The organism is Mesorhizobium sp. M0189 (assembly GCF_040322135.1).
In the GTDB taxonomy this organism is placed as follows: Bacteria; Pseudomonadota; Alphaproteobacteria; order Rhizobiales; family Rhizobiaceae; genus Mesorhizobium.
Genome location: NZ_JAMYSW010000002.1, coordinates 244,544 through 258,561, shown reverse-complemented (window position 1 = coordinate 258,561; position 14,018 = coordinate 244,544). Strand labels below are relative to the sequence as shown.

The 14,018-nt window shown below is 60.0% G+C and carries 15 protein-coding genes; 12 read left to right on the top strand and 3 right to left on the bottom strand.

All coding sequences use genetic code 11. The features are described from left to right. The first annotated feature begins 21 nt into the window (after positions 1-21). From NKJ09_RS04050 to NKJ09_RS04015, 8 genes are all read left to right on the top strand, one after another. A complete protein-coding gene (locus NKJ09_RS04050) occupies positions 22-309 on the top strand; it encodes a winged helix-turn-helix transcriptional regulator (protein ID WP_245278483.1) in 288 nt (95 codons plus the stop codon). 280 nt (positions 310-589) lie between these two features. Then, on the top strand, positions 590-943 hold the full coding sequence (locus NKJ09_RS04045) for a hypothetical protein (RefSeq protein WP_023716542.1): 354 nt from the start codon (positions 590-592) through the stop codon (positions 941-943). Positions 944-1,047: 104 nt separating this feature from the next. Beyond that, positions 1,048-1,410, top strand: a complete 363-nt coding sequence (locus NKJ09_RS04040; RefSeq protein WP_023716541.1) for an ArsR/SmtB family transcription factor — start codon at positions 1,048-1,050, stop codon at positions 1,408-1,410. Further along, entirely contained in the window at positions 1,391-1,909 is a 519-nt protein-coding gene (locus NKJ09_RS04035; RefSeq protein ID WP_352493878.1) for an SRPBCC family protein, read from the top strand. The genes NKJ09_RS04040 and NKJ09_RS04035 overlap by 20 nt, the downstream gene beginning before the upstream one ends. A 344-nt stretch (positions 1,910-2,253) precedes the next feature. Then, positions 2,254-2,670: a hypothetical protein gene (locus tag NKJ09_RS04030; RefSeq protein ID WP_352493877.1), complete on the top strand. Its 417-nt coding sequence runs from the start codon at positions 2,254-2,256 to the stop codon at positions 2,668-2,670. Positions 2,671-2,773: 103 nt separating this feature from the next. Then, entirely contained in the window at positions 2,774-3,988 is a 1,215-nt protein-coding gene (locus NKJ09_RS04025; protein WP_023716538.1) for a glycosyltransferase family protein, read from the top strand. A gap of 1 nt (position 3,989) precedes the next feature. Continuing rightward, entirely contained in the window at positions 3,990-5,234 is a 1,245-nt protein-coding gene (locus NKJ09_RS04020; RefSeq protein ID WP_352762347.1) for a glycosyltransferase, read from the top strand. After that, on the top strand, positions 5,231-6,427 hold the full coding sequence (locus tag NKJ09_RS04015; protein ID WP_352493876.1) for a glycosyltransferase family protein: 1,197 nt from the start codon (positions 5,231-5,233) through the stop codon (positions 6,425-6,427). The genes NKJ09_RS04020 and NKJ09_RS04015 overlap by 4 nt, the downstream gene beginning before the upstream one ends. Before the next feature lie 129 nt (positions 6,428-6,556). Here NKJ09_RS04015 and NKJ09_RS04010 read toward each other — a convergent pair whose 3' ends face one another. Further along, on the bottom strand, positions 6,557-7,228 hold the full coding sequence (locus tag NKJ09_RS04010; protein ID WP_031193291.1) for a class I SAM-dependent methyltransferase: 672 nt from the start codon (positions 7,226-7,228) through the stop codon (positions 6,557-6,559). Between NKJ09_RS04010 and NKJ09_RS04005 the strand changes: the two genes are divergently transcribed. From NKJ09_RS04005 to NKJ09_RS03990, 4 genes are all read left to right on the top strand, one after another. Then, complete coding sequence (locus NKJ09_RS04005) at positions 7,214-7,678, top strand: hypothetical protein (RefSeq protein ID WP_352482312.1); 465 nt, start codon at positions 7,214-7,216, stop codon at positions 7,676-7,678. The two genes, NKJ09_RS04010 and NKJ09_RS04005, sit on opposite strands and share 15 nt — an antisense overlap. Before the next feature lie 17 nt (positions 7,679-7,695). Next, positions 7,696-10,410, top strand: a complete 2,715-nt coding sequence (locus tag NKJ09_RS04000) for an ABC transporter transmembrane domain-containing protein (protein ID WP_352493875.1) — start codon at positions 7,696-7,698, stop codon at positions 10,408-10,410. Positions 10,411-10,567: 157 nt separating this feature from the next. Further along, positions 10,568-11,017: a cyclic nucleotide-binding domain-containing protein gene (locus NKJ09_RS03995; RefSeq protein ID WP_254023581.1), complete on the top strand. Its 450-nt coding sequence runs from the start codon at positions 10,568-10,570 to the stop codon at positions 11,015-11,017. 122 nt (positions 11,018-11,139) lie between these two features. Next, complete coding sequence (locus NKJ09_RS03990; protein WP_352493874.1) at positions 11,140-11,994, top strand: MBL fold metallo-hydrolase; 855 nt, start codon at positions 11,140-11,142, stop codon at positions 11,992-11,994. 90 nt (positions 11,995-12,084) lie between these two features. On the opposite strand, the gene NKJ09_RS03985 is transcribed toward NKJ09_RS03990, so the two are convergent. Next, positions 12,085-12,861, bottom strand: coding sequence for a polysaccharide deacetylase family protein (locus NKJ09_RS03985; protein WP_352493873.1), 777 nt, complete (start codon positions 12,859-12,861; stop codon positions 12,085-12,087). After that, entirely contained in the window at positions 12,858-13,946 is a 1,089-nt protein-coding gene (locus NKJ09_RS03980) for a glycosyltransferase family 4 protein (protein ID WP_352482317.1), read from the bottom strand. Before NKJ09_RS03980 ends, NKJ09_RS03985 begins: the two co-directional genes overlap by 4 nt. Positions 13,947-14,018: the final 72 nt, after the last annotated feature.

Below are 14,018 nucleotides of genomic sequence, written 5' to 3'. Positions count from 1 at the left end.
GGCTGCCCCATGTCGAGATGCATGGCGCTGCTTGGCGGCTGCTGGACACCCGAGGTGCTCTGGTCCCTGAGCGAAGGCCCGCGTCGGTTCTCGGAACTCCGCCGCGATATCCCAGCCGTTTCGGCGAAGGTACTGACCAGCAGACTGCGGGATCTCGAGGAGCGCGGCGTCCTCGGTCGCAACGTGATGGCGACCTCGCCGCCGACGGTGGAATATGAGCTGACCTCGTTGGGGCAGGAGCTGCTGCCGGCTATCAGGTCTATCGTGGAGGTCGGGTCGCGCCTGCTGCTCGGTGATTCTGTTCTTTAGAGAATCGCGAGCACATCAGAGAATCGCGAGTTTGTGGCGTCGACACTACTTTCGGCCTGCGCTTAACAGCGAGGATGACGCTTGATGTGCGTGTTGATCTGGTGGTGGAGCAGTTCCGCCCGCCCAGGTCAGCGTTCAAAATAGATGGCCAACCTTAGCCTCGGGTCATCATTTCGGACTGAAAGATACGGAGCGCCAAAGGGTGGTAATGCGCAGTGACTTGGGCCCTCCAGGAGTCTAAGCTAGCATGCTTCTGCCAGCACGAAGAAAAAACCGCCGCATGCCCCGCTTTCTTGCCGTCTACACCATGAAGCCCGAAGACCTCGCCCGCTTTCGCAGCCTGCCTAAGCCCGAGCAGGATACGATTGATGCCGTCGGCTTACAGCTGTGGGCGGACTGGGAGGAGAGAAATGCCGCATTTTTCCCCGATCGCGGCGGCATGGTCGGTAAGACGAGGCGCGTTACCAGGGACGGCATCGCCGACGCCGTGAACCCTTTCTGCGGCTATATTGTCGTCGAGGCCGATACCATCGATGCCGCCGCCCGCCTGTTCGAGAACCACCCGCATTTCACCGTCTTCCCAGGAGACGGCGTGGACATCATGCCCTTCCTCACCGACCCTGCTCCGACTTGAACATCCGCTAATCGCTTGCGATTTACCAGAAGGGGCGGCCGGCAACGCAGCCCACTCGGTCTCCCCTTGCACGCCGCCAGCCCGTCTGTTAAATACTGAACCATATGGTTCAGTATTTAATGCCCCACCTCGATGCCTCATTCGCCGCGCTCTCGGACGCCACCCGGCGCGGCGTTTTGGAGCAACTCGGACGAGCAGACGCCTCGATCACGGACCTTGCCGAAAAGTTCCACATGACCCTCACGGGCATGAAGAAGCACGTCGGCGTCTTGGAGAAGGCGGGGCTCGTCACCACGGAGAAGGTTGGGCGCGTGCGGACCTGCAAGCTTGGCCTACGCGCACTGGAGGAAGAGGCGGCATGGATCGAGAGGCACCGCCAGCTCTGGGACGCACGCTTCAACGAGTTGGACAAGGTTGTCGAGGAATTGAAACGGAAGGAGAAAGTCGATGGACGAAACAAGAGCTAGTGAGCCCACCCCCATGCAGAACCGCACGATGGTGGAACGGAAGTCCGACCGGGAGCTGGTCGTTACGCGAACCTTTGACGCGCCGGCACCCACCGTGTTCGAGGCTTGGACCAAGCCCGAGCTGTTCATGCGGTGGTGGGCACCGAAGTCGATGGGCATGTTCCTGCGTTCCTGCGAGATGGATGTTCGTGTCGGGGGCAGGTACCGTTTGGTATTCGGCCACGATGCCTCAAACCCTGACGAGTTCTTCGGTAGGTATATCGAAGTGACACCGCACTCGCGCCTCGTCTGGACCAATGACGAAGGTGGTGACGGTGGACCCATCACCACGGTGACCTTCGAGGAAATAGGTGGCAAGACGCTGCTGGTCATGCACGAGCTCTATCCCTCAAAGGAAGCTCTCGACGCTGCCGGCACCGGGGCGGCGGATGCGATGGGCGAGACGTTCGAGCAACTGGACGAGCTTCTCGTCACGCTAGGCGCGAGCGTGCGACGGTGATGAAGTCGTCGATCTCCCGGTCGGCAGCCTGGATCTTCAACTAGGCGGAAGAGAACCCCGACGAGATCGTCGCCGCCCTCTGTGAACCTACGAGGCCAATCATCAAACTCATTGAGGTTTCGCCAACTATCGGGACCAATCGAGTGATTTTCGCACCTCGCGACGTTCGGCGACGCGCTCAGGTCGTCTCAAAAAGGACCGTCACCGCCCCAGCTAAGGCATTAGCCAGAGGCCATAGCGATCGACAAGTAACCGGTGTTGCACACACTCTGCCGCAGGCGGTGTGTTGTGAGCGCTGGCGTCCACTCGATTCCTGCCGAAATTCCGGCTAGCTTGGGCGATAGATGGCTCAGTTCTGGTCGGTGAATCATAATCAGACCGCCCGTCAAGAGATTGATGGGCAGCACTTTTGGTCCCCCAAGACCGAGAGCAATGGCGCGCGAAATGAGTTCTACAACAACATGCGCCGTGCGACGCCCGGTGACCCTGTCCTTTCGTATACCGATCAAGCAATTGACTATATGCGCAGGATAGCGGAATTCGCTTTCACCGCTCGGAAACCAATCAAGTTCGGAGAGGCCTTATTGGAATCAAGAGCGATGACTTCTGCCGATCTTTTGGACACCGCTTTCCCCTTCGATCCATCCCAAAACAACAACAGGGAGTCTCGACCCGCTCCCGCCGAGGCGATATTCGCCAATCCATCTAGTTTCGGACTCAGGCAATCAGAAAGTTATCTGACAGGCATTCCACAGAAGTAATACAAATTGAAAATCGCGGCCTCATGTTTCAAAACCAGGATGGTTTCGAAGCCGGCGGGTCGCTCACGGTCCTCAAAGCGAGAATTCTAAGAGACGTTCAACAATGACCCAGCACGCAGAAAACGCTCGAATTCTCATGTACAGCCACGACACGTTCGGGCTCGGCCATTTGCAGCGCTGCCGGACTATCGCGCATTCGCTGGTCGAGGATTTCCGCGGACTTCAGGTGCTTATCATTTCGGGTGCGACTATCGCTGGCGCCTTCGACTACCGCGCCCGTGTCGACTTCGTGAAGATCCCCAGCGTCATCAAGCTGCGCAACGGCGAATACACCTCGCTGGAAAAGGACATCGATCTGCATGAGACGCTAAGGATGCGCCAGTCGATCATCCGCCATACAGCTGAGACCTTCCGGCCGGATATCTTCATCGTCGACAAGGAACCGCTCGGCCTGCGCGGTGAGATCGAGGACACGCTGTCCTACCTCAAGACGCGGGGCACCACTCTCGTGCTTGGCCTGCGCGAGGTAATGGATGCGCCGCATCTGCTCGAAGCAGAGTGGGCACGCAGGGATGTGATGCGCAAGATAGGCCTGTTCTACGACAAGGTCTGGGCCTATGGCCCGCCGGATTTCTACGATCCGTTGACCGGCTTGGATGTGCCGCCGGCTGTCAGGGCAAAGATGAGGTTCGTCGGTTTCCTGCAACGGAGCCTGCAGCGGAACGAGTTGCCCGGCCACCGGCCCGAGGGCGACTATATCCTCGTTACCACCGGTGGCGGCGGTGACGGCGCCGAACTGATCCACGACGTCATCGATGCCTATCAGCAGGATCCGCAATTGCAGCATAGGGCCCTGATCGTGCTTGGGCCTTACATGCCGGCGCGCAAGCGCAACAAGCTGCTCAAGAAGGGGTCCAAGATCCCCTACATCAAGATCATCGAGTTCGACAACCGCATGGAAGACCTGATTGCCGGCGCCAAGGCGGTAGTGGCGATGGGCGGTTACAACACCTATTGCGAGATACTGTCTTTCGACAAGCCGGCGCTGATCGTGCCGCGCGTCGAGCCCCGCCAGGAACAACTGATCCGCGCTCGGCGCGCAGCCGAACTTGGCCTCATCGAGATGCTTTTGCCGGAGGAAGCCAAGGATTCCCAGCGGTTTGCCGATGCACTGGTGGCGCTGCCGGACCGGCCCCACCCATCACAGAGCAATCCGCATCTGACGCTGGAAGGGCTGCCTCATATTTCCGAAATCGTCGCGGAACTGCTCGACAGGCGGGCCGGCCATCACCTTTCGGTCATTGAAGGAATGACCTGAGTTGCAACATCGCAAGATCGTCGTGGTTCTGAAGGGCTATCCGCGGCTGTCCGAAACCTTCATCGCGCAGGAATTGCTCGGTCTGGAGCGTGCAGGGTTCGACCTGATACTCGTCGCGCTCAGGCGGCCGACCGACGAAAAACGCCACCCCGTGCATGACGAGATCAAAGCGCCGGTCCATTATCTGCCGGAATATCTGCATGAAGAGCCGCTGCGCGTGCTTCGCTCGCTGTTTGCCTATCTGCTGCGGCCGTGCTTCTGGCGCACGCTCGGATCGCTGGCTGCCGATCTCCCCCACGACTTTACGCGCAATCGCGCGCGCCGCTTCGGGCAAGCGCTCGTGCTGGCGGCCGAATGGCCGGAAGACGCGGGCTGGCTGCATGCACATTTCGCGCACACACCGGCATCGGTGACGCGCTATGCCAGCCAGCTTCGTGGCCTGCCCTGGACCTGCTCGGCCCATGCCAAGGACATCTGGACTTCGGCGGACTGGGATCTGGCCGGCAAGCTTTCCTCGGCGCGCTGGACGGTCACCTGCACGAAAACCGGCTTCGACCGTCTGAAAAAACTCGCTAACGGCAACTCGTCTATACATCTGAGCTATCATGGGCTCGACCTTGATCGCTTCGGCAGTTTCGGCGAGGCGCGAAAGCAGCATGACGGCTCGGCGCCGGACGAACCGGTTGTCGTTCTGAGTGTCGGGCGCGCCGTTGAAAAGAAAGGTTACGATACGTTGCTGCAGGCCCTTGCCCTGTTGCCCGGTGATTTGGCGTGGCGTTTCGAGCATATCGGCGGCGGCGAGGAACTGGAGCGGTTCAAGGCGCTGGCGCAAAAGCTCGGACTGGATGGTCGCGTCTCTTGGAAAGGCGCGCTTGCGCAGCAGGAAGTGCTTGAGCACTACCGCCGCGCCGACATCTTCGCCCTGGCCTGCAGGATCACCGCAAATGGCGATCGTGACGGTCTGCCGAATGTTCTGGTGGAGGCGGCCAGCCAGCGGCTTGCCTGCGTGTCGACCGATATTTCCGGCGTGCCGGAGCTTTTATCGCCGGATGAAACCGGGCTGCTGGTTCCGACGGAAAACCCAATTGCCCTGGCACAGGCGCTGGAGCGCCTGATCCGTGATCCCGTACTGCGCGCCCGCCTCGGCGACGCCGCAGAGCGGCGCGTGCGCGGCAATTTCGATCATATGGCAAGCATTGGACAGCTCAAGGAACTGTTCGAGCGGGAGTGGCGGGCCGCCGAATGAAGCGGCTGCGCGCTTTCTTCTATGTCCAGCACCTGCTCGGCATCGGCCATCTTGCGCGCGCCAGCCGCATTGCGGCGGCTCTGGTCGATGACGGGTTTGACGTGACCGTCGTGACCGGCGGAGCGCCGATCGCCGGGTTTCCGGGACTCGGTGTAAAATCTGTAATCCTGCCACCTGTCACCTCCGGTGATGAAGGATTTTCCGGACTTGTCGACCTGGAGGGCAACCCGATCTACGATGATTTCAAGAAATGGCGTTCAGAGATGCTGCTGCAGGCATTCCGGGATTGCAGGCCTGATATCGTCATTCTCGAGGCGTTTCCATTTGGACGCCGACAGATGCGTTTCGAACTCTTGCCGCTGATCGAGGCCATCGACGCGACGTCGCCCAGACCGCTGCTGGCGACGTCCGTCCGTGACATCCTTCAGGAGCGCGTCAAGCCGGGCCGAAACGAGGAAACGGTCGATCTCATCAACAGGCATTTCGACCTTGTTATGGTCCACGGCGATCCGGCTTTCGCAACCATCGACAAGACATTTCCGCTGGCTGGGACGATCAGGGCCGAGGTCACCTACACAGGGCTCGTTGCCGCGCCGCCCTCGCCCGCGGCCTCCGAGCGCTTCGACGTTCTGGTGTCGGTTGGCGGCGGGGCTGCCGGAAAGAGCCTTGTCAGCTCCACCATCGCAGCGGCGCGGAATGCCAACAACGCTCGGAAATGGTGTTTGATCACCGGCCCAAACCTGCCGAAAGACGAATTTGACGCGATCGCACGCGATGCCACGCCGGGCCTGTCCATCTTCCGGTTCCGCGAGGATTTCGCCAGCCTGCTGACAGGCGCCCGCCTGTCAGTCTCGCAGGCGGGTTACAACACGGTCTGCGATGTCCTGCGCGCGGGTTGTCGCTCCCTGCTCGTTCCATTTGCAGCCGGCGGGGAAACCGAACAGACGGTTCGCGCCCTGATGCTCGAAGAACTCGGTCTTGCAACGGTGCTGATGGAAAAGGACCTAACGCCTGAAGGTTTGGCGCAAGCGATCGAACAGGCGCTTGTGAGACCGACGCCATCCGCGCATCGTCTCGATCTGGAAGGCGCGCGTCGCTCCGCGCAAATCCTGCACGAGCGGTATCGAACATGGTCCCTAAAAGTGGAGCCCGGTTTCGGAAAAGCTCATGATCAAACAGACGATAGATCCTAGTCCTACTGCGTTACTGACTCAGTAGGACTAACGCACGTCGCGTCTGGTGAGTTTCGTGCGACGCGCTTCAAGTCTTGTTTTATGCATGTCGTTGTCCGAAAACCGCTACGCACTTTTGGGCGAAATACATTAAACAGTTCCAATCAGCATGAAGCGCGTATAATTTTTTGTCGGCAGTTCGCCGGAGAACCGCACCTCCCGTAGCGCCGCCATTGCTTCGAAGGTTGCAAGTGAAGCCACGCAGTTGATGTGCGTCGGCTCGCTGAAATAATCGTTCGATTGCAGCAGTACATTCGTGCCCCGCGGAAGCAGAGCAAGCCAGGCGCGCAGATCGGCTATGTGTTCGCAGCTCGTATTGACTATCAGGTCGGGCCGGACGGCCGCATAGTCGAGTGCGTACATATCTGCCGTTAGCGCCCGGAACCGGTCGCCGGCTTCCCGGTTGAGGGTCCGGGCGACCGGCGCGACTTCGGGATCGATGTCGATGCTATCGACCGCCGCGATGTCGAAGCGGGCGTCGTTGAAAAGCATTGCCGGCAATACGCCGTACCATCCACCCAGAACCCATATGCGCCCGAACCGGCCGCCGCAGCTTTCGAACAGCCTGTCGAGCGCCCACATCTTGCAGGCGACCTGCTTGTGGTTGAAGGCGTTGGCGATATCGGCCTTCGGATGCTTGGTGACGACGCGCGCCAGCCCTGCCACGAGAGGGCAGTTGACATAAGCAGCAATTCCCCGCGTGAGGTCCAAGGCTTGCTCGTGCCAGTCCATACCGGCATTGCGTGGTTGCGTGACATCCATCATATTTGTCTTGTATGTTGGGATTTCGGGCGACACAACGCAATCTTGCCTCCCGCAAGACTGTTTGATTCCGCGGACGTGATTATGCTGCAAGCCGCTTGGCTATTGCCCGGTGCCGGAGAGAGCCTGTTGCATCTGTCCGGATCATCGGCGTCCATCCGCCAGCACCAGCCGCCCAGCTGCGGCCTCGTGCTGCTCGGCTATTCGCCAACGCCCTGCGGAAGCCGCGAACCGTCTGGCCAGCTGCCTTCTTCGCTGATCAACAATGCCCATGTCGTTGTCATCGACCATGCGCCGGAACTGGATCGCGCCGCCTCGCAGGTTCCTTGCATCGTTGAGCGCAGGACAATGTCCGTGCACTGCAGCTTCGACTTTGTCGTTGGCGACGAAGAAATTGCCGATACGCCATTCGCCAGCAGGTGCGTTTACATCCTGCATCCTTTCAACTGAAGGGTCCGCAGTCGCATATGGAACCCAGCCTAGCCCGCTACATCTGGACGCACACCAAGAAGCAGCAGCTCTGGATATTGATGATCGTCGTGCTTTCGATGGTCCCGTATTTCATGTCCTTCGACCTACCGAAGCTGATCGTCAACGGCCCGATCCAAGGTAGGGGCTTCGAGCAACCGGGCGCGACCCAGCCATTCATGAGGCTACACTATAACCTGCCGTTCATTGGAGAGGTCCAGTTCTTCTCCGGTTTTCAGCTCGACCGCAAGGAGACCCTGTTTGCCCTGAGCCTTGTGTTCCTCTTGCTAGTCGTCATCAACGGCCTGTTCAAATTCTACATCAACACCTACAAGGGCCGCCTGGGCGAACGCATGCTGCGACGTATCCGCTTCGATCTGGTGGACCGTGTGCTGCGTTTTCCGCCGGTCTACTTCAAGCGGGTGAAATCCGCCGAAGTGGCGACCATGGTGAAGGACGAGGTAGAGCCGCTGGGCGGCTTCATCGGCGACGCCTTCCTGCAGCCGGTACTGCTCGGCGGCCAGGCGGTGACGGCCATGCTGTTCATCATGATCCAGAACGTCTGGCTCGGAATGATAGCGGTCGTGATCGTGGTGATCCAGATCGTACTCATCCCGCGAATGCGGCGGCGGCTGATCGTGCTCGGGCGCCAACGGCAGTTGACGGCGCGCGCGCTTTCGGGCCGGGTTGGCGAAATCGTCGACGGCATCGGCGCGGTTCACGTCCACGATACATCAAACTACGAGCGCGCCGACATAGCTGCCCGGCTCGGGCTCATCTTCAAGATCCGCTTCGATCTTTACCAATGGAAATTCATGGTGAAGTTCCTCAACAATTTTCTCGCGCAGCTCACGCCCTTTCTGTTCTATATGATCGGCGGGTATCTGGTCATCCAGGGGAGGCTGGACGTCGGCCAGCTCGTGGCCGTGATCGGCGCCTACAAGGACCTGCCCGGACCGATGAAGGAACTGATCGACTGGGATCAGGATCGGCAGGATGTCCAGGTCAAATATCAACAGGTCGTTGAACAGTTCACCGTCGAGGGTCTCATCGCGCCGAAAATCGGGGCATTGACGATCGACGATCCTGATCCGATGACCAATCCCCTATCGGCGATCAATCTGTCTATAGCAGACGATGGCGGTGCAATGCTCCTCAACCGTATCTCCCTCCAGGTCAAGCCGGGTGAGACGGTGGCGCTGGTCAGTACCGCAACAGGTGGAGCGGAGGCGCTTGCAGAAGCCTTCGCGCGGCTGAACTGGCCGGACAGCGGAAGGGTCGCTTCGGGCACCGACGACCTGCTTGAACTTCCCGAGGCAGTGACCGGCCGGCGCATGTCCTATGCCTCGTCGGATGTTTTCCTGTTCCAGGCAAGCCTCCGCGACAACCTGCTCTACGGGTTGAAGCATGCGCCGCTGACATCGGTGCCTTATGACGGTGCCGCGGCAGACCAGCACCGCTGGAATATCCACGAGGCGCGCCGGTCGGGCAATCCGGATCTCGATATCCACAGCGACTGGATCAACTATGCTTCCGCCGGGGCTACCGGCCCGCACGACCTCTTTGAAGCCGTGCGCCGGGTGCTCGACGCGGTTGTTCTGTCGCGCGACATTCTGGATCTCGGCTTGCGCTCTTCGGCCGACCTCACGCGTCACACGGAGCTTGCCAGGCGGATCGTTGAACTGCGTGCGGCGCTGCGAACCAGGCTGGAACAAGAGGGGCTGAGCGGACTGGTGGTTCCTTTCGAACCGGGCGCCTACAACAAGGAAGCAACGATCGGCCAAAACCTGCTCTTCGGCGCTGCCGCCGGCCCCGAACTGGCCGACAGGGCCCTGGCGGCCAATCCCTATTTTGCTTCTGTGCTGAGGCAAGCCGGCCTCGACCGCACGCTCTACGAAATGGGCTTGGAGATCGCCAAACAGGCGATCGAGCTGTTTGCCGACCTGCCGCCCGATCACCAGTTCTTCCAGCAGCTCGCCTTTATGAGCGCCGAGGAGATACCCGCCTACGAAACCTTGCTACAACGGCTCAAGAACCGTCCTCACGAGGCGGTTTCAGAGAACGATCGCGCCATGATCGTCACCTTGAGCTTTGCCTACATCGAGCCCCGGCATCGCTTCGGCCTGCTGAGCGACGAGCTGATGAGCAAGATCGTCGCTGCACGCAGCCGGTTCTATGAAAACCTGCCGCCCGAACTGCAAAATGCGGTCGAACGGTATGACCCTGCCAAATACATTGCCGCGGCCACCGTCATGGATAACGTCCTGTTCGGGCGTGTGGGCAACAACCATCCCGACGCACCGGACCGCATACGCTCTATCGTCTATGACATTCTTGACGAACTGGGGCTTTATGCCGAACTTCTGGATGTCGGCCTGGACTTCAACGTCGGCTCCGGCGGCAGGCGGCTGACCGGTGGACAGCGACAGAAGCTCGATGTTGCCCGGGCCCTGCTCAAGCGTCCCGATTTTCTCATTCTCAACCGGCCACTTTCGGCGCTCGACCAGCGCATGCAGGATAAGGTGCTGCGAAACGTGCTCGAGGAAGCCAGGTGCGACGGCCATTCGCCGGCAATTGTGTGGGTCGTGACGAATCCGGCAATGGCGATGATGTTCGATCGCGTTATCGTCTTCGACTCGGGTCAATTGGCGGAAGACGGAACACACGAGACACTTTTGGCAGGGAACGGTATCTTCAAGGAACTGTTGTCATAGAGCAACGGACATTCAGATGGGATCATTCTGCCGGTGCACGACATCGGGCTCGCCACCTTTCGCGTGGTTTGTCTCGCCGTCTCGAAAAGAGAATTGATTCCATCTGGGCGTCCGTTGCTCTAGTCTGGCAAACGCGAATTTTGGAAGGTTTGCGACAATGCTGCTCAAGGATGAAGTTGGAATGCTGCAACGCGTTCCCTTGTTCTCTGCCATCGAGCCGACAAAGCTCAAGCTGCTTGCGTTCACATCCGATCGTGTGAGCTACAGCGCCGGCCAGATCCTTTTCCGGCAGGGCGACGAGGGAGACGCCGCCTATGTCATCCTTTCAGGCAGGGCGGATATTCTTGTCGATTCCGACAGCGGACCGATAAAAGTTGCCGAACTGGAGCCAAATTCGATCGTTGGCGAGATCGCCATATTGTGCAACAGCTCCCGCACTGCCACCGTCAGAGCGGCAAGTCCGCTGGAAGTCCTGAGAATCCGCAAGGATCATTTCCTGAGGCTTATGAGGGAGTTCCCGGAAATGACCATCGAGATATTGCGGGTTCTTGCCGATCGCCTAAGCCATACAACCGCGGATCTGATCGACGCACGAAGCGCCAAATAACGAAGGACGTGCGCTCGATCCTCGCCGTCGTGACGGCACTGTCCTCTCGCTGAGAAGATCACCCGGAGAAAGCCTGTCTCGCCTAGCAGCAGTTGTTTGGATATGATGGGCGAAGGGGTAGCATGGACGACAACGTTTTCCTGGTCAGGTTTTGGGGTGTCCGCGGCAGCATTTCGGTATCAGGGCCAGAATTCTCTCGCTATGGCGGCAACTCAATCTGCGTCGAGATGCGATGCGGTAAGCATACGCTTCTGTTCGACGCAGGCTCTGGCCTACGGCCTGCCGGCGCGGCGCTTCAGGCGTTGGGCGTCACCGATTTCGACCTGCTTTTCACCCATTGCCATTACGATCACATCATCGGGCTGCCGTCTTTTGCGCCGATCTATGACCGGGGCGCCAAGGTTACGCTTTGGTCCGGGCATCTTGCAGGACACATGACCACCCGGCAGATGGTCGATGAGTTCATGCGGCCGCCGTGGTTTCCGGTGAAACTGGAGATCAGCAAGGCAAGCCTCGACTATCGCGATTTCGTATCCGGAGACGTGCTTCGCCCGCGCGAAGGGGTGGTGGTCCGAACCGGCAGTCTTATCCATCCGGGCGGCTGCATAGGCTACCGGGTCGAATGGGGCGGCCGCGTCGTGGCGGTGATCACAGACACTGAGCACGAGTCGGACAAACTCGATCAGACGGTGCTCGGCCTGATCGAAGATGCCGACCTCGTCATTTACGATTGCACCTACACCGAGGAGGAAATGGAACGCCGCCGCGGTTACGGGCACTCGACATGGCAACAGGGCGTCAAGCTCTGTGAGGCGGCCGGTGCGCGGGGGCTTGCGCTGTTTCACCACGATCCGACACGCACCGACAAGGAACTGGACAAGATCGAGAAACTGGCCAAGGACAGGTTTACCGGCGCTTTTGCCGCGCGGGATGGCCAGACGCTCAAACTTCCAGTCTCATTGCGCAAAAAGCGCTGAGCTATTTTCCTCTAGAGCGCTTCACCGTTTCACAGAAACGGCGAAGCGCTCTATCTCTTTGTTTTGACGCAATTCCGGACGGAAAACCGTTCACACTTTTCCTGGAATTGCTCTACCGGCGCTGCGCTCGATCAATGTCCTGATCGGAAGCCATGCGCAGGCTTCAGTCCGTGCGGTGACGGTGAACAGCCGTTCGAGGAAAAGCCAGGCCGATTCATCGTGTACGAGATGGTGGGTGAGCAGACCGACCGGTTCGCCGCCATCGAATGCATGCTGCAATTGCGCGATGATAGCTTGAACCAATAGGCCGTGATCGCGGCAGCCGCGCGTGCCATGCCAATCCATGATGTCGACATTGCTGTTGATGACCGCCAGTGAAGCGCGCCTCGGCGGCCCATAGACCGACAATGCCGCAAATCCTATCGATCCAAGGTCGGATACCAAGCCGGCGTCAATCCTGTTCCAGGGTGGCACCAGCATCGAAACGGTACGTGCGCCGTGCAGGCCGGTTACGTGCGACAGCCCGCGAGCCAGATCATTGAGCACCGCCTCGCGTGGCCGATGCGCGCCGAGCTCCTGCTTTTTCTGGTCCTCGGGCGCATGATTTCGGTGCGCCCAGCCATGGATGGCGACCGTGGCATGCGGCGCCTCGTCAAGCCGGACGGCAAGCTTCTCATCAGTCAGGGCCGGAATGACAGCCAGAGTCACCGGAACCGCGAATTCACCCGTGAGGTCGAGCAGCCGATCAAGCGCAGGCGTCGGACCCACGGCGTCATCGTCGCGCAGCCAGAACTCTGCCTTGCGGTCTGCCCGTTGCCGGCACGCCAGTTCTTCCACCAAGGGCTGCCAGATCTGATCGGGTGTCATGAAACCGGGATCTTCGCAAGGAGTTCGGCCAGCCGCGCCACTGCAGCACCGAGCGAACGTTCTTCGAGGATGAAACGTCTGGCTTCCGCGGCCATGATGGTTCTTTCGTCGTTACGGGCCAGAAGCCTTTCAATGGCAGAAGCGAACGCCGCAACATCGCCCGGCGGGGTGAGAAACCCGGTCTGGCCATCCCGCACGACCTCCGGCACGCCGGCGATGTCCTGAGCCACCACCGGAAGGCCGGCGGCCTGTGCTTCAAGATAGGCAACGCCATAGGCCTCGCCGCAACCCGGCCAGACGTAAATTCCCCCACTGTAGAGGACATCCGGCACGGCGGCTGGCTCAATCGCGCCAAGCCATTCGATACGGGCGGCGGGCAAGCCGGCGAATTGCGCTTTGACCTCGTCACGGGCAGGCCCATCCCCGACGACCAACATGGTCCAGGGCAGGTGGCCGATCGGACCGAGCGCTTGCGCCAGCATGCGATAGCTTTCGACTTTGTCGCCCGGGCGCATCATGGCGACGGTAACGAGGCGCGTCGGACAACTCCGTGCCGGCGTTTCCCGGAATACCGATGTGTCGATGAAGGGCGAAAGCATGCCGAAAGCGGCGTCGGGAATCGCATCTGCCAGTCCCTGACGATCCCTTTGCGTGAAGCAGATGTTCAGCGCTGCCTGTTCGACGGCTCGCGCCACCAACGCTTGCGTATCGGCCCACAAACCGGTGTTGCGCCGCCTCGAATAGGAGGCTTCCGCTGTCACATAGGGGACACCAAAGGCCAACGCCAGCTCGGGCCCGATCAGGTCGGGCGCCTTGTAATAGGGATGATAGGTGAACCACAGACCGGGCTTGCCGTCACGATCCCAAAGCCTTGCCAGCCGCGCGGCTTCCTCCCGGGCCTCGATCTTGAGCGCGTCGAAACTTTTCGAATCCGGTTCGCGTAGATAGAAGCGTAATTCGGATGCTAGTTCGACGCTATGCCCTCCATGCTCCAGCGCCTTGACCAGCATCCGTGCCATCTGGCGGTCGCCGGAGGCAACGGGATGATTGGGCGACTTCAGCGGCGCGTAGAAGGCAATTCGCATCGCCGGACCCTATCATCGGAAAGCCTGCGCAAGTCAATTTCGAAGCATGATCGACTTCACCTTCAAGCAGTG

Excerpts from the sequence above, each read along its gene's own strand:
- NKJ09_RS04040 (WP_023716541.1), top strand. The coding sequence starts at position 1,048 with ATGGTTCAGTATTTAATGCCCCACCTCGATGCCTCATTCGCCGCGCTC.
- NKJ09_RS03990 (WP_352493874.1), top strand. The coding sequence starts at position 11,140 with ATGGACGACAACGTTTTCCTGGTCAGGTTTTGGGGTGTCCGCGGCAGC.
- NKJ09_RS04045 (WP_023716542.1), top strand. The coding sequence starts at position 590 with ATGCCCCGCTTTCTTGCCGTCTACACCATGAAGCCCGAAGACCTCGCC.
- NKJ09_RS04010 (WP_031193291.1), bottom strand. The coding sequence starts at position 7,228 with ATGGATGTCACGCAACCACGCAATGCCGGTATGGACTGGCACGAGCAA.
- NKJ09_RS04000 (WP_352493875.1), top strand. The coding sequence starts at position 7,696 with ATGGAACCCAGCCTAGCCCGCTACATCTGGACGCACACCAAGAAGCAG.
- NKJ09_RS03995 (WP_254023581.1), top strand. The coding sequence starts at position 10,568 with ATGCTGCTCAAGGATGAAGTTGGAATGCTGCAACGCGTTCCCTTGTTC.
- NKJ09_RS04015 (WP_352493876.1), top strand. The coding sequence starts at position 5,231 with ATGAAGCGGCTGCGCGCTTTCTTCTATGTCCAGCACCTGCTCGGCATC.
- NKJ09_RS03980 (WP_352482317.1), bottom strand. The coding sequence starts at position 13,946 with ATGCGAATTGCCTTCTACGCGCCGCTGAAGTCGCCCAATCATCCCGTT.
- NKJ09_RS04025 (WP_023716538.1), top strand. The coding sequence starts at position 2,774 with ATGACCCAGCACGCAGAAAACGCTCGAATTCTCATGTACAGCCACGAC.
- NKJ09_RS04035 (WP_352493878.1), top strand. The coding sequence starts at position 1,391 with ATGGACGAAACAAGAGCTAGTGAGCCCACCCCCATGCAGAACCGCACG.
- NKJ09_RS04030 (WP_352493877.1), top strand. The coding sequence starts at position 2,254 with ATGGCTCAGTTCTGGTCGGTGAATCATAATCAGACCGCCCGTCAAGAG.
- NKJ09_RS04050 (WP_245278483.1), top strand. The coding sequence starts at position 22 with ATGGCGCTGCTTGGCGGCTGCTGGACACCCGAGGTGCTCTGGTCCCTG.
- NKJ09_RS03985 (WP_352493873.1), bottom strand. The coding sequence starts at position 12,861 with ATGACACCCGATCAGATCTGGCAGCCCTTGGTGGAAGAACTGGCGTGC.